The organism is Paraburkholderia sp. GV068, from assembly GCF_003058125.1.
Classification (GTDB): Bacteria; Pseudomonadota; Gammaproteobacteria; order Burkholderiales; family Burkholderiaceae; genus Paraburkholderia; species Paraburkholderia graminis.
The window spans coordinates 131725-148027 of the sequence record NZ_QBUB01000010.1; the positions used below are offsets into that span (position 1 = coordinate 131725).

A 16303-nucleotide genomic window follows, 5' to 3' on the forward strand; every position below is an offset into this window, starting at 1 on the left:
ATGCGCGCAATGGTGTTCGACGGAAGCGCTGCGGTGCTGCATGAGCGCGACATGTCCGATCCGCAACCGGCGGCTGGCCAGTTGCTGATCGACATTCACGCGTGCGGCGTGTGCCGAACGGATTTGCATGTCGTCGACGGAGAACTCGCGCATCCGAAGCGGCCCGTCATTCCCGGACATGAGATCGTGGGAACGGTGGCGGCATTGGGCAACGGCGTCGCCGGGTTTCAGGTGGGCGATCGCGTTGGCGTGCCGTGGATCGGCCACACCTGTGGCCACTGCCGCTATTGCACGAGCGGCCGCGAAAATTTGTGCGACGCTCCGGGCTTTACGGGCTATACGATCGACGGCGGATACGCGGAGCGCACGGTCGCCGATGCGCGTTATTGCCTGCACTTACCCGAGCGCTATTCCGACGTCGCAGCGGCACCGCTGCTATGCGCCGGCCTGATCGGCTATCGCACACTGAGCATGGCAGGCGATGCGCGCGCAATCGGCATCTACGGGTTCGGCGCGGCCGCGCATATCGTCGCGCAGGTGGCGCTGCACCAGGGCCGCACGGTGTTCGCGCTGACGCGTCCGGGCGATACCGCCGCGCAGCAGTTCGCGTTGGGGCTCGGGGTGCACTGGGCCGGCGGCAGCGACGAGACGCCGCCCGAACAACTCGACGCGGCGCTCATCTTCGCGTCGGCCGGGCCACTCGTGCCCGCTGCATTGAGGGCCGTGACGAAGGGCGGCGTTGTCGTGTGCGGCGGCATTCATATGAGCGACATTCCGTCGTTCCCCTACGATCTGTTGTGGGGCGAACGGCGCGTGTGTTCGGTTGCGAACCTCACGCGCGCCGACGGTCATGCCTTCATGCAACTCGCGGCGCGAATGCCGTTGCAAATCGAAACCACGCCTTATGCGCTCGCGGATGCAAACCGGGCCCTCGACGATCTGCGCGACGGCAGACTAAGCGGCGCGGCGGTGTTGCGCATGCGGTGATTGCGGAACGAGTTATCGACCCGGCGACGCGCGTCGATGCTTGCCGCGCGCGAGATCTTTTGCAAGCAGCATTTCCTTATCGCGAGCCAATGCCGCGCGCAGACGCGGCACGATGAAATCGATAAAACTACGCGTTTTCAGCGGCAATTTGCCTTGTCCCGCATGCATGACGCTCACCGGTATCGGCTCGGGCTCGAACTCGCGCAGCACCAGTTTCAGTTTTCCTTCACTGACCGCGCTTGCTGCCTGATACGACAGCACGTTTGTCAAACCGACGCCGGCGATGGCGGCATCGATCGCCGCTTCAACGGTATTGACCGACAGCCGCGCACGAACCGGCACCGTCTGCTGCGGGGCTTGGTGTCCACCAAACTCCCACACGTAACTCGAAGGCAACGCGTCCGAAACGATGCATGAGAAGCGCGCCAGATCGGCAGGCGTTTGCGGCTCGCCGGCTTGCGCAAGGTACTGCGGACTTGCGCACACGACGCGGCCCACGGTGCCCACCTGCGTCGCGACCATGCTGCTATCGGGCAGCTTGCCGATGCGCAGCGCGACGTCGATATGCTCGTCCAGCAGATGCAGGTTGCGATCCGCGAGCACGAGCCGCACGGTTATCTCCGCAAACGCCGCGAGAAAGTCGCTGACGACGGGCAGCATATGCAACCGCCCGAAGACGACAGGCGCTGTCACCACGAGTTCTCCGCGCGGCGCGCTGTACTCGCCCGCAGCGGCGCTTTCCGCCTCGCTCACCTGTTCGAGAATCTGCTTGCAGGCCGCGAGATAGGCGACGCCCGCGTCGGTGAGCGTGAGCTTGCGTGTCGATCGAACGAGAAGACGCGCGTTGAGATGCGCCTCCAGTTCCGCGACTTTGCGGCTTACCGTGGGCAGCGGCATGCGCAGCTTGCGGCTGGCAGCGGAGAAGCTGCCGCTTTCCGCCGCGGCCACCAGAATCGACATTGCTTCAAGACGGTCCATGAACGCGCATGCTCATCGAGTTGAATCGAAGCAAAATACCGGATTGCGCGGAGTTCTGGAAGAGCGGCAATACGATTGTGCCGAGCATAGGTGCACTGTGCCCCGCAAATGGACGCGAGCGCTACAATCGTCATCACATATAGCGCGATAAAGGAGACACAGCATGACAACGCTTCAGCCGATCAGCCGCTACCCCGTGCCCGATCCCAGCGAATGGCCCGACGACATCCGTGCGCGCATTCTCGAAGTGCAGCAGAAAGCCGGTTTCGTGCCGAATGTATTTCTGACGCTCGCGCATCGGCCGGATGAGTTTCGCGCGTTCTTTGCGTACCACGACGCGTTAATGCTAAAGGAAGGCGGCCTCACCAAAGGCGAACGCGAAATGATCGTGGTGGCCACGAGCGCGGTGAACAATTGCCCCTATTGCGTGGTCGCGCATGGCGCGATCGTGCGCATCTACGAAAAGGCGCCTTTGCTCGCGGATCAGCTTGCCGTCAATCATCGCAAGGCGGACATTACCGCGCGGCAAAACGCCATGCTCGACTTTGCATTGAAGGTGTGCCGCGAATCGGGCAGCGTCGATGAAACCGACTTCGAGCTTCTGCGCGAACACGGCTTCTCCGACGAAGACATCTGGGACATTGCTGCGATCACGGCGTTTTTCGGCTTGTCGAATCGCATGGCCAATGTCATTTCGATGCGTCCCAACGACGAGTTCTATTTGATGGGCCGCGTGCCGAAAGCCGCATCGGATACTGCTTCAAAATAGGCTTATTCTGCGCTATGCCGTTTATGCGCTCGCCGGTTCGGAACGGAGGGCGGGCGTGGGCAGCGCGGTATCGTCAATGGGAAAGTGCAGCAACGCCGCGATAAGTCCGCTCGCAACCGTTGCTTGCCACAGCAGCGAATACGAGCCGGTTAGATCGAATACGACGCCGCCTAGCCACGCGCCGAGAAACGAACCGATCTGATGACTCAAAAAGCACACGCCGAACAGGCTGCCAAGATGCCGCGTGCCGAATACTTTCGCCACGAGTCCGCTCGTCAGCGGAACCGTGCCGAGCCATGTGAGGCCCATTACCGCTGCGAATAGCACCACCGTGACGGCACTCTTCGGCAACACGAAGAATGCGCCGATCGTCGCGCTGCGAATCAGATAGAGCCAGCCAAGCACGTAATGCTGCCGGAAGCGGCCACCGAGCCAGCCACAACCCCAACTGCCGACCATATTGAACAGACCGATCAGCGCGAGTGCGGTTGCGCCGAGTCCGATCGGCATATGGCACAGCGACAGATAGCCGGGCAAGTGTGTGGCGATGAATGCGAGCTGGAATCCGCAGGTAAAGAAGCCGAGCGTGAGCAGCCGATAGCCGCGATGTCGCGCGGCCTGTGCGAGCGTATCGCGTAACGGCGCAGCGGGAGCTTCGTGCCGCGGCGCTCCTACAGGCGCGCGACGGTCCAATACGATGCCGAGCGGGGCGACCATCAGCATCACGAAAGCGAGCACGAAGAGCGACGTGGCGATACCCGCATGGAGCCTGATTCCTTGCACGAGAGGAACCATCAATACTTGCCCGACAGAGCCGCCTGCGCTGACAAGACCCATTGCCATGCTGCGTTTTTCGGGCGACGCAACGCGGCCGACCGCAGGCAGCACGACACCGAACGTGGTGCAACTCACGCCAATGCCGACCAGCAGACCCATGCCGACGATCAGCAACGGGCCGCTCGGCGTAGCGGCCGCGAGTCCCAGGCCCGCTGCAAAAGTCGTCGCGCCGAATGCAACCACCGGCGCGGAGCCGTAGCGATCCGCGGCTGCGCCCGCGAACGGTTGCGCGAAACCCCACACGAGATTGTGCAGTGCGATCGCGAATGCGATCAGCGTGACGGGCAAACCTCGATCGAACGAAAAAGGCCCGATGAAGAGCCCGAACGTTTGCCGGATGCCCATTGCCGCGCTGAGAACAAGCGCGGCGGCGAGAATGACGAGCGTCGTGTGATTGAACGCGGGCGTGAAGCGTTTGCTACTGGTGGTCGACATGTTCTGATCTCCTTTGACACAATGGTCGCAGCGAGTATCAGAAGCGGCAAAAGAAAAGTTTTTGATGACAGGTGAATGCCGCTCACCTGTGCAATGCAGCTTGCGCTTGCAATGCTTGCAATAAGCGTCGACGGAATCAGAACGACGTGCCGATCTGAAACTGGAACTTCTGATACTTGTCGGTCGCGTGTTTGACGACCGGAAAGCCGAGCGACAATTTCAGCGGGCCAATTGGCGAAATCCATTCGAGTCCCGCGCCATAGCTGTAGCGCAAGCCGTTTGCGCCGGTACTATTGCCTTCGCTGCCCCACACATTGCCGGCGTCGACGAAGGTGAAAACGCGCAGTGTTCTGTCCCATCCGGTGCCGGGCAGCGGGAACGTCATTTCGACGTTGGCCACGACCATTCGCGAGCCGCCAATCGGGTCGCCCGTGGTTTTGTCGGTCGGCCCGAGCGAGCCGGATTCGTAGCCGCGCACCGAGCCAATGCCGCCTGCGTAGTAGTTCTTGAAGATCGGATAGGCCTTGCCGGCAAACCCATTACCGTAGCCCCCTTGAAGATTGAGGCCGAGAATGAAGCCGCGCGAGAACGAGTAGTAGTACTGCGCCTGAAGGTCGGTCTTGTAGTACTCGGTGCCGCCCGCCGGCGTGCCGACTTCGCTATTGGCCTGCACGAAGTAACCGCGGCTCGGCACCAGTGCGCTGTCGCGATTGTCGCGCGCCCAGCCTGCTGTAATGGGCACGTTGTTGACCACATTGCCGAACTCGGCCACATAGTCTTTATAGCTTTGCGGCGTCGATGAATCCGTGCTCAGCCGGTTCTGCTCGAGTCCGAGGCCGAAATAGACGGTGTCCGCCTCGGAGAACGGAATGCCGAACTTCAGATCCGCGCCCACGGTGATGATGCGAAAACTCGTATCAGTGTAGTAATAGAGCGGATAGGTGGTGCGGTAGTAGACGTCGGTAATACGCTTGATGCCGTCCACGGTGAAGTACGGGTCCGTTTGTGTAAGCGAAAGCGTGCGGTACGTCTTCGCCGTATTCACGTTCACCGCGAGGCTCGTGCCGGAACCGAACACATTGTCCTGCGAAATGCCGGCTGAAAGTACCACCTTGTCGGTGGACGAAAAGCCCGCTCCCAGCGTAATCGCGCCGGTCGGCTTCTCGTTGACTTTGACATCCACGTCGACCTGATCCGGCGATCCCTCCACCGGCACGGTGGTCACGTCGACATCGGTGAAATAGCCGAGACGATTCACACGGTCCTTCGACAACATCAGGCGGTTCGAGTCGAACCACGAACTTTCGAGCTGACGCATTTCGCGGCGCACTACTTCGTCGCGCGTGCGGGTGTTGCCGGTCACGTTGATATGGCGCACATAGACACGGCGGCTCGGGTCCACTTGCAGCGTCAGGTCGACCGTACGGTGTTGCTGATCGATCTTCGGCAATGCATTCACGGTGGCGAACGCGTAGCCGTATTCGCCGAGCTTGTCGACCACGGCCTTCGTCGCGGCCTGCAGCTTTTCCGCGGAAAAGCGCTCGCCGGCCTTGATGTTCACGAGTTTCGTCAATTCACTCTCGCGGTCGAGCAGGTTGCCCGCCAGCTTGATAGAAGAAATGGTGTACGGCTCGCCTTCGTGAAGCGTGACCGTCAGGTACATATCCTTCTTGTCCGGCGAAAGCGATACCTGCGTCGATTCGATGTTGAACTCCAGATAGCCGCGATTCAGGTAGTACGAGCGCACATGTTCCAGGTCGCCGGTGAGCTTGTCTTTCGCATACAGATCGTTTTTCGTGTACCACGAGAACCAGTTCGGCGTGGACAACTGCATTTCGTCGCGCAACGTGTCCGTGCTGAATACGCTGTTGCCGATGAAATTGATCTGCCTGATCTTTGCACTCGGACCCTCGGCCACGGCGAAGAGAATCGCCACACGGTTACGGTCGATCGGCGTGATCGTCGTCGTCACTTCCGCGGCGTAATAGCCGCGCGTCAGGTACTGGCGCTTCAATTCCTGCTCCGCCTTGTCGACGAGCGCCTTGTCGTAAGAGCGGCCTTGCGACAAACCGACGGCGCGCAGCGCCTTCGTCAGGTTTTCCTTGTCGAACTCGTGAATGCCCGCGAAGTCGATTGTGCCGACGGCGGGGCGTTCCTGAACGTGCACGGTGACGACATTGCCTTCGGTGGAAATACGCACGTCGTTGAAAAAGCCGGTGGCATAGAGCGCGCGAATCGATTCGGAAGCCTTATCGTCCGTAAAGGGCTCTCCCTGCTTGATCGGCAGATAGGCGAAGAGGGTGCCCACTTCGATGCGTTGCAGACCTTCTATCTTGATGTCCTGCACGACGAACGGTTCGGCGGAATGCGCGGGGCTGCTTGCCAGCGTGATGCCGGCGAATGAAAGCGCGCCTGCCAGCCGGCTCGTTAAAGCTTGAAAGTTCATCTTGAGTTATCGATCCTGATGCAGCGCGCGCGAGCGCAGATGAGAACGCTCGAAGGCAAACGGCGCATTCGAAACGGCGGTATTGGGCTCTGGAAAGCGCGAAGTATAGGGACGTGTGCGGCGGCTATCGTTACCGGAAACTTTCCGCGCCTTATGGTCGTGCGGTGTCCAATCTATCGACGAGGCGGTGCGCGGGGGCTGTCAGCGTTGTGCGTGGAAATAATGCGTTACAGAGGCGAAGAAAGCGTAGGGCGCGTGTAACCCAATGGCGCATGGGCGCTGCTATTGTGAAATCGGCGATTGCGCTACCGGCGTAACGCGATTTGGAGGGCGGGTCATGATGGAGTTCTTTTCACCGGCGGTTCTTGCAGCGATCTTGCGCGTCAGTTCGACGCCGATCTTTTCGTTGCGCCTTGCTACAGCGTCGCTGCTCGTGCGCCGCGACGTGCCGCGCTCTGCGGTCGATGCGATCGATGCGGTCGCTATGGTCGATCCGGTCGATGCGCGGCAGCGCGGCAACCCTGCGCGAGAGGATGCGCTTCGTGGCTGACATTTCGACTTTCATGCTGGATTCGATCACCGGCATGCAATTGACGGCGGACGGCCAGTACCTGCTGATTCACGGCAATCAGCCCACGGCCGCGCTGCATCGTTCGGTACTCAACGATCTTCTGGTGGCGCTGCCCAATGCCATAGAGCATGCGGACCGCGTGGCTCACGACGGTCAGGAGAGAGGTTTCGCACTGCATTGTCAGGGTTGGGAAGTTGGCCGGCTGGAAGGCATGGGCATGGTGGTGATCCGCTTTCGCCTATCGGCGAATGCGGGCCTGTCGTTTTCGTTGCCCGCCGAGCAGATTCCTCATCTGCTGCACGCGCTCGGCGGCGTGGCGGCTGCAAACGAGGCTCGCGCGAGCGATGTGACGCTGCAATAGCCGCATTCCATTCGTGAATACGCTGCCGGCGTCGGCGTGCTTTCTTTTCGCATTGCTGCGTCCTTCATTCTTTCCTTTCGTTACCTCTTTTGAAACTACGCAGTGTATTTCAGCGCATTCGCTTAAGGCGGCTCGTTTCCCTGATGCTGTGTACTGCGGGCTATGCACCGCTTGCCGGTCACGCGCAATTGAGCGGCGCGGCTGCGCAAGCCGAATCTGTCGACGGTGTATGGGGTCTGCGGCTCGCGCCGCAGTTGACGGAGCAGCCGATGCGCGCGGGAGATCGGCCATCCGTATCGGCGATTGCCGATTCCGTCACGGCCACCGCGGACACGGACGTGTCGCTCAAGGGACATGCGCAGTTGCGGCGCGGCGTGTCCATCGTGAAGGGCGACGCATTGCATTACGACGTGGATACGGATAAGGCCGATGCCTATGGCAACGTACAACTCGTTCAGAATGGCAACGTGTTCGACGGCCCGGACGCGCATGTTTACCTGGCAGCGAATGAAGGCTATATCAGCGTGCCCAAATACCGGTTCCATCTCACGGGAGGTTGGGGCAGTGCGCGACGAGTCGATCTTCTGGATAAGGAACGCTCGGTCGTGCATCACGGCACGTACAGCGCGTGTCAATGCGAGTCGGACCCGGCCTGGTACGTGAAGGCATCGGAGTTCGACATGGATACCGGTACTGACGAGGGCATCGCTCATAACGGCGTGCTGTTCTTTCAGGGCGTGCCGCTGCTTGCGAGTCCGTGGCTATCGTTTCCACTGTCGGGCGCGCGGCGCAGCGGCCTGTTGCCGCCGACTTTCTCGATGAGTTCCACTAATGGCATCGACGTCGCGCTGCCGTATTACTTCAACCTTGCACCGAACTACGATCTCACGCTGACGCCACGTATCATGACGCGCAGAGGCGCAATGCTGACAGCCGATTACCGTTATTTGCGGCCCAACGATTCCGGTTCGATTTCAGTTGCCTGGCTGCCGCACGATGCAATAACCAACACAGAGCGCTATTCGATTGCGTTGAAAGAGAACTGGGATTTCGGCTCGGGATTCGGCGCATACGTCAATTACAACCGCGTCTCCGACTCCACGGTCGTAACCGATCTCGCGTCGGGCATTGCCTTTCCGACCGGCTCGACCACGCTGTATCAGCAGGAAGCCGGGCTCACCTATTCGAATGGACCGTGGACCGTATTGGCGCGCGAGCAGCGCTGGCAATCTTTTTCCAGCGACTCGACTTACAACCGCGAGCCGCAAGTCAATGTCCGCTACGCGCGCTACAACGTGGGCGGTTTTGATTTTGGCGCCGAGGCAGATGCGACGCGCTTCACCATCTCGTCGTCGGATATGACGCAAGGCAATCGCTTCGTTTTCAACCCGTATGTGAGCTATCCAATCGAGCGTCCGGGCTGGTTCATTACACCGAAGCTGGCGTGGCATTTCGCTGCGTATGATCTGACGTCGATCGGCTCCGACGTGCCCGCGGGCGAGCCCAAATCGTTCAGCGTGAACGTGCCGACGTTCAGCCTCGATTCCGGCATGCGTTTCGAGCGAAGCGTGCGGCTGTTCGGGCAGTCATACATACAGACGCTCGAACCGCGCCTCTTCTATGTGTACACGCCTTATCGCAACCAGTCGTATGTGCCGCTATTCGACACGGCCGCCGCGGATTTCGGACTCGCCGAATTGTTCATGGAGAACAGCTTTGTCGGTAATGACAGGGTGTCCGATGCGAATCGCGCGACGGCGGCATTGACCACGCGCTTCATCGACCCCTCAAGCGGGGATGAGCGCGCGCGCTTTGTTCTCGCGCAGCAATATGACTTTCGCACGCCGCGTGTGACGTTGCAGTCCACCGACAACATCAGCACGGTGGCGCGGACCGGCATTATTCTCGGCGCCTCATACAAGGTGGGGTCCAATCTCAGCGCGGAGCAGGCTGTCGAGTACAGTCAGGCCAATCATTACCTCACGCATGCGGAGGCCGGATTTGGCTGGGCGCCTGGCGCGCACGAGGTGTTGAATATGGCGTACCGCTACACGCGAGCCAATAGTACGCTCGACTATCAGCCGGTCAATCAGTTCATTGTCTCCGGGCAATGGCCGCTTGCGCGCAATGTCGTCAGCGTTGCGCGTGTCAATTACGACATGAGTGCGCATCGGCTGATTGCCGGTTTGCTTGGGATTCAATACGACGCTAACTGCTGGTCCCTCGGTGTCGCATTCGAAAAGTACACCAATGCGACGAGTTCGGCCACGTCGCCGAGTACTGGAACCCGCATGCTGATGCAGCTTCAGTTGAAGGGCTTTTCGCAGGTCGATAACGGTTTGCTCAATCAGTTTCGCGCCAATGTGCCCGGCTATACGCCCGCGTCGACGGTGGAAGAACCGGTGTCGCGCTTCAGCGATTATCAATAGCGTTCTATTGCGGCGTGTGGATATCGGCGCTGGCGTCGTCGCACGAAAACTGCTCGGCCTCCGCGAGTATCCATTGCCTGAAGCCGAGTAGTTCCGGCCGACGTTCGCCATTCTCCGCACTGACGAGCCAATACGCGCCCGCCGAGTCAATCGTGTCGAAAGCCGCTTCAACGAGCGCGCCGCTCTCGAGGTCGCGATCCACCAACGGCTTGCGGCCAAGTGCAACGCCGAGTCCCATGCTCGCGGCTTCGAATGCGAGCTGGATGGTATCGACACGCAAGCCGTCGTCGGGATCTATCTTCTCTGCGCCGGTCGCTTCGAGCCACGTCTGCCAGTCTTCGCTCGCGGCGTTTACGTGAATCAGCGTGGCCTTCTGCAATGACGGCGCGCCATGCGCGTCGCGCAGCGACTCGAGATAAGCGGGGCTGCAAACGGGGACGAGTTGTTCTCCAAAGAGCCGCGTCCATGCGGTGCCCGCAACCGGTGCGCGGCTCAAGCGGATTGCGAAATCGAATCCATCCACGGGAAAACCGACCTGACGATGCGATGTGTCGACCGTCACGTTGGCATTCGGCCAACGCGCCTTGAAATGCTGCAAGCGCGGCAATAGCCAGCGCGATGCAAACGTCGGCGCGCAACTCAACGCAATCGGCCGATTCGCGCGATGATTCGGCAGACGCTGCGTGCCGATCGCGATCAGCGAAAACGCCTCTGAAACATATGACAGATAGTCGGCGCCGGTCGCGGTCAGTGATATGCCGCGCGGCTCGCGCACGAACAGTTCGACGCCGAGCGCTTCTTCGAGACCGACAATGCCGTGACTGACGGCACTCGGCGTCACATTCAATTCCGCGGCGGCGAGCTTGAAGCTTTGATGCCTGCCCGCCGCTTCGAAAAAACGGAGCGCGGGCAAAGGCGGCAGACGTAGCGGCATGTTGCATCCCCATATGACGGCGCAACGCCCGCGAGGCCGCGTGCGTGCCGTTTCGCGACAGCATACCGCGACGTGGCGATTGTTTTGCAGCGGTTTTCATTGCAGTGCGGAAAGAAGTTCTTGCGCACTGTGCGATAAATTGTTTGCACGCGTTGTCGATACTCGGTGGATTCGACCGTCGTCTGCATATGGGCGGCGCGCCTTTAGCCCTTTAGCCCTTTAGCCGCTCACTTGTCCTTTCTCATCGACAGGAGATGCCAGATGACTGAACTGAACCAGGCTTCATCGACGCTCAAGCCGGCCCGCGAACTGGCCGACTCGCCGCGCCGTTTTCCCGGCGAAAGCGCCGAATACCGGCGTGCACGCAACGAATTACTCGCTGAAGAAATCGAACTGCGCCGCCATATCGAACGCGTCGCCGCCCAGCGCCGCGCGTTGCCGCTCGGCGGCCCGGTGCCGGAGGATTATCGTTTCGAAGGAGAGTCCGGACCCGTCACGTTGTCCGAAATGTTCGGCACTCACGACACACTCGTCACCTATAACTGGATGTTCGGTCCACAGCGCGAGCGGCCTTGCCCAATGTGTACTTCGCTGCTGAGTGCGTATGACGGCGAAATGCCCGACATTCTGCAGCGCGTCGCATTTGCGGTGATCGCGCGATCGCCGATAGAGAAACTCGCCGCCTTCAAGAAAGAGCGCGGCTGGCGCCATTTGCGGCTGTATTCGTCGGCGGGCAATACATTCAATCGCGACTATGCGGGAGAAGATCCGGACGGCGACGACGTGCCCGCATTCAACGTGTTCACGAGAACCAATGGGACGGTGCGTCACTTCTGGGCCGCGGAAATGGGTCCGTGGACCGCGGATCCTGGCCAGGACCCGCGAGGCGCGCCCGACGTAATGCCGATCTGGACCGTGCTCGATATGACGCCAGGCGGCCGGGGCAGCGACTGGTATCCGAAGCTGCAATACGACAATGCACCGCGTTAGCGCGGCGCGCGGCAAGGGCGATTAGCTCGCTGCGTCGTTTGCCTGACTTTGCGCGAGCGCGGCTTGCAGATAGCCTGACACGGCGCCCGAACGCATGGGCGGACTGAACAGGTAGCCTTGCACCGCGCGAGCGCCCAATGCCTTGACCACTTCGGCCTGCGACGAAGTCTCGAGCCCCTCGACCACACATTCGAGCCCGAGGTTCTTGCACAGATCCAGTACCGATTTGACGATCTTCTTCGATGCGCTATTCGAATCGACGTCGGTCATGAAGCTGCGGTCGATCTTGATCGAATCGAACGGAAGACGGTGCACGTAACTGAGGCTCGAATAGCCGGTGCCGAAATCGTCGAGCGAAACGCGGCAGCCTGCCTGCTTGATCATCGTGAGCGCGGAGCGGGCCTGCTCGAAATCGCGCGTGACCGCCGTTTCCGTGATCTCAAACGACACGCGATGCGGCGGCACGCCGCTTGCCGAAACAATGTCGATAAGACGGCGCGCGCGTGCCGACGTCGAAATATCGATCGCGGAAAGATTGAACGACAGATAGAGTTCGGCTGGCCAATGCGGAACTTCGGCGAGTGCTTTATGCAGCAGTACTTCCGTAATCCGCAGAATGATTTCGGTGCGCTCCGCGATGCGGATGAACTCTTCCGGCTTGACTGCGCCGAGCCGCGGATTGTGCCATCGGCCGAGTGCTTCGAGTCCGATTGTCCGTCTCGTCACGACGTCGGAGATCGGCTGAAACTCCAGAAAGAGTTCCGACTCGAGTTCCGCATGACGCAATTCCTGCGTGACGAGACTCGAACGCCGAATGCGCGTTTCGTGTTCCGTGGAAAAGATCACGGCTGTGCCGCGGCGGCCTTCCTTGCCGACGTAAAGCGCTGCATCCGCACGCTCGAACACTTGAGTAACGGTGTTGCCCGCGTCGGGAAATGCGGCCCAGCCGATCGTGCCCGACAGTTCCGCGATATTGCCCGCGACGCGATACGGCTGACTGAGCGCGTCGCAAATGCGCTGGCCCAATTCGAGCAGCGCATCGTTCGATTGCCGGTCTTGCGCGAGTACTCCGAATTCGTCGCCACCGAGCCGCGCGAAGAATATGCCGGGCTCGGCAAGCGCAAGCAGACGCACGCCGACTTCCTGCAGCACGAGATCGCCGCTCGCGTGACCGTAGATGTCGTTGACCTGCTTGAAGCCGTCGAGATCGATAAGGCCCACATTAAAGCCGCCGCCAGTGGCGAGCGCCTGCTCGGACAGCGCGCGCAGCGAGGCGAAAAAACTGCGGCGATTGGGCAGGTCGGTCAGGCTGTCGATGCTTGCGAGTCGAAAGTTCTCGTCGCTGAGTCGTTGAGTCTTCTCCTGACTCGCCTGCAAATCGCGCTGCGTGTGCACGACTCCCGCAAACGAGCGGTAATACAGTTCGATGATGAACGCGAGTGCGAGTCCGATAAGCGTCATGTCGATCGCCATCGCGATGAAAACCGGAGAGCCGGTGAAGACGAGGAATGTCGAAAAACTCAGGATAACGATAGACAGCAGCAGCAACGCGGCCACGCGCAAATGCATCAGGCAGAACACGCAGCCTACTACTGTCGTCGCCATATAAAACGCGACGTGCGCCTGTTCATACGGCGTGCCGTAGGGCAGCAGCATCAGCGACCAGGTAGTGAATGCAATGCCGAAGATGCCCGCTACCCAGATGAGTCGGCGCAATTCGGGTACGGCTTTCTCGTGAGTCAGTACCAGGTTGCGGCCACGCCACCATCGCATGCAGCGTACGACACACAGCGTGCAAAGCGCGCCGGGAATGTAGATGGACATCCACGCCGGCGCGCTATGCAAATGCGTGAACGTGACGGCCATCGTATTGACGATCAGGATGAAGTAGAGAAGGGGAATCTGACGGCCGAACGCCTGGACCTGCGAACGCACGAGCTCGGGGTCTCCTTCCGCAACCGACAACGCTTCTCGCAATCTGGTTATTGCAACCATTCCTGTCCTTTAACATTTGCGCCGCATACGCAGCTTGGTATATCGGCAGGGGCCGGTCGGACCTTGAGCGCAGTCGATGCGAGCTTCAGTTCGTGAGACGGTAAGAACGACCTGCATGTTGCGAAAGGGGCGTCTATTCGCGCGTCGTTCGAGTAACTTTGACCTTGGGGTTGCGGCTCAAAGCGTGGGACAGGACAGCACGCGCAAGGGTCCAAGCGTCGTACCGGGTTCGCCGTGCGTGGCGGGGCTGCCTTGCGGCGGCGTCGAAACGAGGCGCACGGCGTCCTCACCGGCATTCGCCAGAACATACTTTTCGGCGCTGTTTTCAGGCTGCCAGTAAGCGCGAAACACGCCGTTTTCGCCGAATACGAGCAGCTTGCCATGCACCGTTTTCATTCCGCTGATGAGATCCACGGGCTCGCCGTCGCGTACCTGAAAAGCTTGCGGGGTTGCCGGATGAGTGGCGCTTGCGAGCGTCGCGCAGCCGTTTTCATCGGCTGAAGCAGTGCCGCCGACGAGCGCGCCGAGCAGTGCACATGTTGCAATATGGCGAAATTTCATCTTTTTCTTTCTCCCGATTGCTGGCTTGTCGGCGCGTTGCAAGGCGAATGCCGCTGCTCGCGGGCGGCACCATAACATAGTAAAAAATCACTGGGCGATTGCGAGAGGCCGCGCTAAAGCACTGAAATTGCAACGGATTGTGATTCGACGCGTTCGCTGGTACGGCGCGAGAAACGCGTAAGCGCACGATTCTTATGGCACTTTGCCGAAGAAAATCGTCAAATCCCCAGTGGGCGGGTGAAACAAGGCTTACACGCGGGGTTTGCGCGAATGCGCGCCTATGCGTTAGTGTGTCGGTCCCGGCGCGACAGATGTAGCGCCGTTTCCATGATTACCATACGGGAAGTGCTATGAACAAACAGGAACTGATTGATGCAGTCGCCGCAGCGACGGGCGAAAGCAAAGCGGCCACGGGCCAAACCATCGACGCTATCGTTGAAGCGGTGACCAAAGCCGTGGTCGGTGGCGATACGGTGCAACTGGTCGGTTTCGGTTCTTTCTCGACTGGCGCGCGTGCAGCACGCGTGGGCCGCAATCCGTCGACGGGCGCCGAGATCCAGATCGCCGCAGCCAAGACGGTGAAGTTCACCGCAGGCAAGGCGTTCAAGGAAGCAGTCAACGCGTCGTAATGCAACGCGCTTCACACTGGAGCGTCCGCCATGCGCCGTCATGGCGCTGCGAGCGACGCCTCGAGTGTGAAGAATCGCGCGCTGCGCAGCCCCGATAGACGAACGCGTCGGCGGATGGCGCGGCGCGTGTGCGCCGGCTTTCGTCGAGCGCGCTCGACGCAGCGAGGCTGCGTCTGCAATCAGCTCGCGCGGCGCTTGCGCGTCGCTTCGGCGAGCGTCTCCAGCACCGGTTCCGTTTGCGTCCAGCTCACGCATGCATCGGTAATGGACACGCCGTAACGCAGCGGCTCGCCGGCCTTCAGATCCTGACGGCCTTCTTCCAGATGACTTTCAAGCATGACGCCGATAATGCGGCGCTCGTGTGCGGACAGTTGTTGCGCGAGATCCTGAACCACATCGAGTTGACGCAAATGCGACTTGCCCGAATTTGCGTGCGAGCAGTCGATCATCACCTGTTCACGCAGCCCCGCTGATTTAAGCGCTGCACAGGTTGCCGCCACCGACGCGCTGTCATAGTTCGGCCCTTTCTTGCCACCGCGCAGAATCACGTGAGCGTCGTCGTTGCCGCGCGTTTCGAAGATCGCGGCCATGCCCATCTTCGTCATGCCCATGAACGCGTGGCTTGCGCGCGCGGCGACGATTGCGTCGGCGGCAATCTGCACACCGCCGTCGGTGCCGTTCTTGAAACCGATCGGACAACTCAGGCCCGAAGCCAGTTGCCGATGACTCTGACTTTCCGTTGTGCGCGCACCAATTGCGCCCCAGGCGATCAGATCGGCAATGTACTGCGGGCTCAGCAGGTCGAGAAATTCCGTTGCAGTCGGCAAGCCGAGTCCGTTGATGTCGAGCAGCAATTGGCGCGCGAGACGCAGGCCCTCATTGATGCGGAAACTGCCGTCCAAACGCGGATCGTTGATATAGCCTTTCCAGCCGACGGTAGTGCGCGGCTTCTCGAAGTACACGCGCATGATGATCAGCAGGTCGTCTTTGTACGCATCCGCAGCGGCTTTTAGCTTCTGCGCGTAGTCGATTGCCTGGTCGTGGTCGTGAATCGAGCAGGGCCCGACGATCATCACGAGGCGGTCGTCGCGCCCGTGCAGAATGTCGGCGATTTCCACGCGGGTTTTTTCCACCAGTGATTGCACCGTGGGCGGCACGGGAAGTTCGTCCTGCAGCAGCGCGGGCGAAATGAGCGGACGTACCGCGCCGATGCGAACGTCGTCGATGCGGGTAGTGTCCTGGGTGGCGTCGGCCGAGCCGACTTCCTGGTCGTGCAGAGGATTGTCGATGGCGCTCAAGGTATTCTCCCGGACTTGTCGATGTGAGCTGGCCTTGCGGCCTTGAATGTGGGTGTCGTTGCGCGGTGGGTCGCGCGCAATTC

13 protein-coding genes and 1 pseudogene are annotated in these 16303 nt (G+C 60.6%); 7 read left to right on the top strand and 7 right to left on the bottom strand.

Annotated features, from left to right (window positions below; translation table 11 throughout):
* Entirely contained in the window at nt 1-987 is a 987-nt protein-coding gene (locus C8K18_RS20800; RefSeq protein ID WP_107709502.1) for a zinc-dependent alcohol dehydrogenase family protein, read from the top strand.
* 12 nt (nt 988-999) lie between these two features.
* On the opposite strand, the gene C8K18_RS20805 is transcribed toward C8K18_RS20800, so the two are convergent.
* On the bottom strand, nt 1000-1965 hold the full coding sequence (locus tag C8K18_RS20805; RefSeq protein WP_107709504.1) for a LysR family transcriptional regulator: 966 nt from the start codon (nt 1963-1965) through the stop codon (nt 1000-1002).
* A 163-nt stretch (nt 1966-2128) separates the two neighbouring features.
* Between C8K18_RS20805 and C8K18_RS20810 the strand changes: the two genes are divergently transcribed.
* Nucleotides 2129-2734 (top strand): peroxidase-related enzyme, encoded by a 606-nt coding sequence (locus C8K18_RS20810; protein WP_107709506.1) that lies wholly within the window; start codon nt 2129-2131, stop codon nt 2732-2734.
* A 21-nt stretch (nt 2735-2755) separates the two neighbouring features.
* Here C8K18_RS20810 and C8K18_RS20815 read toward each other — a convergent pair whose 3' ends face one another.
* Together C8K18_RS20815 and bamA are read right to left on the bottom strand one after the other, a co-directional pair.
* On the bottom strand, nt 2756-4006 hold the full coding sequence (locus C8K18_RS20815; RefSeq protein ID WP_107709508.1) for an MFS transporter: 1251 nt from the start codon (nt 4004-4006) through the stop codon (nt 2756-2758).
* Nucleotides 4007-4142: 136 nt separating this feature from the next.
* A pseudogene (gene bamA, locus C8K18_RS20820) lies at nt 4143-6377 on the bottom strand (outer membrane protein assembly factor BamA); the annotation flags it as partial.
* A gap of 412 nt (nt 6378-6789) precedes the next feature.
* Between bamA and C8K18_RS20825 the strand changes: the two are divergent.
* The 3 genes from C8K18_RS20825 to C8K18_RS20835 all read left to right on the top strand — a co-directional run bounded on the left by C8K18_RS20825 (nt 6790) and on the right by C8K18_RS20835 (nt 9813).
* Nucleotides 6790-7002: a hypothetical protein gene (locus C8K18_RS20825; RefSeq protein ID WP_107709511.1), complete on the top strand. Its 213-nt coding sequence runs from the start codon at nt 6790-6792 to the stop codon at nt 7000-7002.
* Nucleotides 6995-7384, top strand: coding sequence for a hypothetical protein (locus C8K18_RS20830; protein WP_107709666.1), 390 nt, complete (start codon nt 6995-6997; stop codon nt 7382-7384). The genes C8K18_RS20825 and C8K18_RS20830 overlap by 8 nt, the downstream gene beginning before the upstream one ends.
* A 143-nt stretch (nt 7385-7527) precedes the next feature.
* Nucleotides 7528-9813, top strand: a complete 2286-nt coding sequence (locus C8K18_RS20835; protein WP_107709513.1) for an LPS-assembly protein LptD — start codon at nt 7528-7530, stop codon at nt 9811-9813.
* Between the two features lie 4 nt (nt 9814-9817).
* Here the strand turns inward: C8K18_RS20835 and C8K18_RS20840 are convergent, their stop codons facing one another.
* Entirely contained in the window at nt 9818-10747 is a 930-nt protein-coding gene (locus C8K18_RS20840) for a LysR substrate-binding domain-containing protein (protein WP_107709515.1), read from the bottom strand.
* A 261-nt stretch (nt 10748-11008) separates the two neighbouring features.
* On the opposite strand from C8K18_RS20840, the gene C8K18_RS20845 reads away from it, so the two are divergent.
* Complete coding sequence (locus tag C8K18_RS20845; RefSeq protein ID WP_107709517.1) at nt 11009-11737, top strand: DUF899 family protein; 729 nt, start codon at nt 11009-11011, stop codon at nt 11735-11737.
* 21 nt (nt 11738-11758) lie between these two features.
* Here C8K18_RS20845 and C8K18_RS20850 read toward each other — a convergent pair whose 3' ends face one another.
* Both C8K18_RS20850 and C8K18_RS20855 read right to left on the bottom strand, forming a co-directional pair.
* Nucleotides 11759-13732 (bottom strand): bifunctional diguanylate cyclase/phosphodiesterase, encoded by a 1974-nt coding sequence (locus tag C8K18_RS20850; protein WP_107709519.1) that lies wholly within the window; start codon nt 13730-13732, stop codon nt 11759-11761.
* Between the two features lie 177 nt (nt 13733-13909).
* Nucleotides 13910-14293: a hypothetical protein gene (locus C8K18_RS20855; protein ID WP_107709521.1), complete on the bottom strand. Its 384-nt coding sequence runs from the start codon at nt 14291-14293 to the stop codon at nt 13910-13912.
* Between the two features lie 350 nt (nt 14294-14643).
* On the opposite strand from C8K18_RS20855, the gene C8K18_RS20860 reads away from it, so the two are divergent.
* Nucleotides 14644-14922 (top strand): HU family DNA-binding protein, encoded by a 279-nt coding sequence (locus C8K18_RS20860; RefSeq protein WP_006049832.1) that lies wholly within the window; start codon nt 14644-14646, stop codon nt 14920-14922.
* A gap of 179 nt (nt 14923-15101) precedes the next feature.
* On the opposite strand, the gene C8K18_RS20865 is transcribed toward C8K18_RS20860, so the two are convergent.
* Nucleotides 15102-16220 (bottom strand): 3-deoxy-7-phosphoheptulonate synthase, encoded by a 1119-nt coding sequence (locus C8K18_RS20865; protein WP_006049831.1) that lies wholly within the window; start codon nt 16218-16220, stop codon nt 15102-15104.
* Nucleotides 16221-16303: the final 83 nt, after the last annotated feature.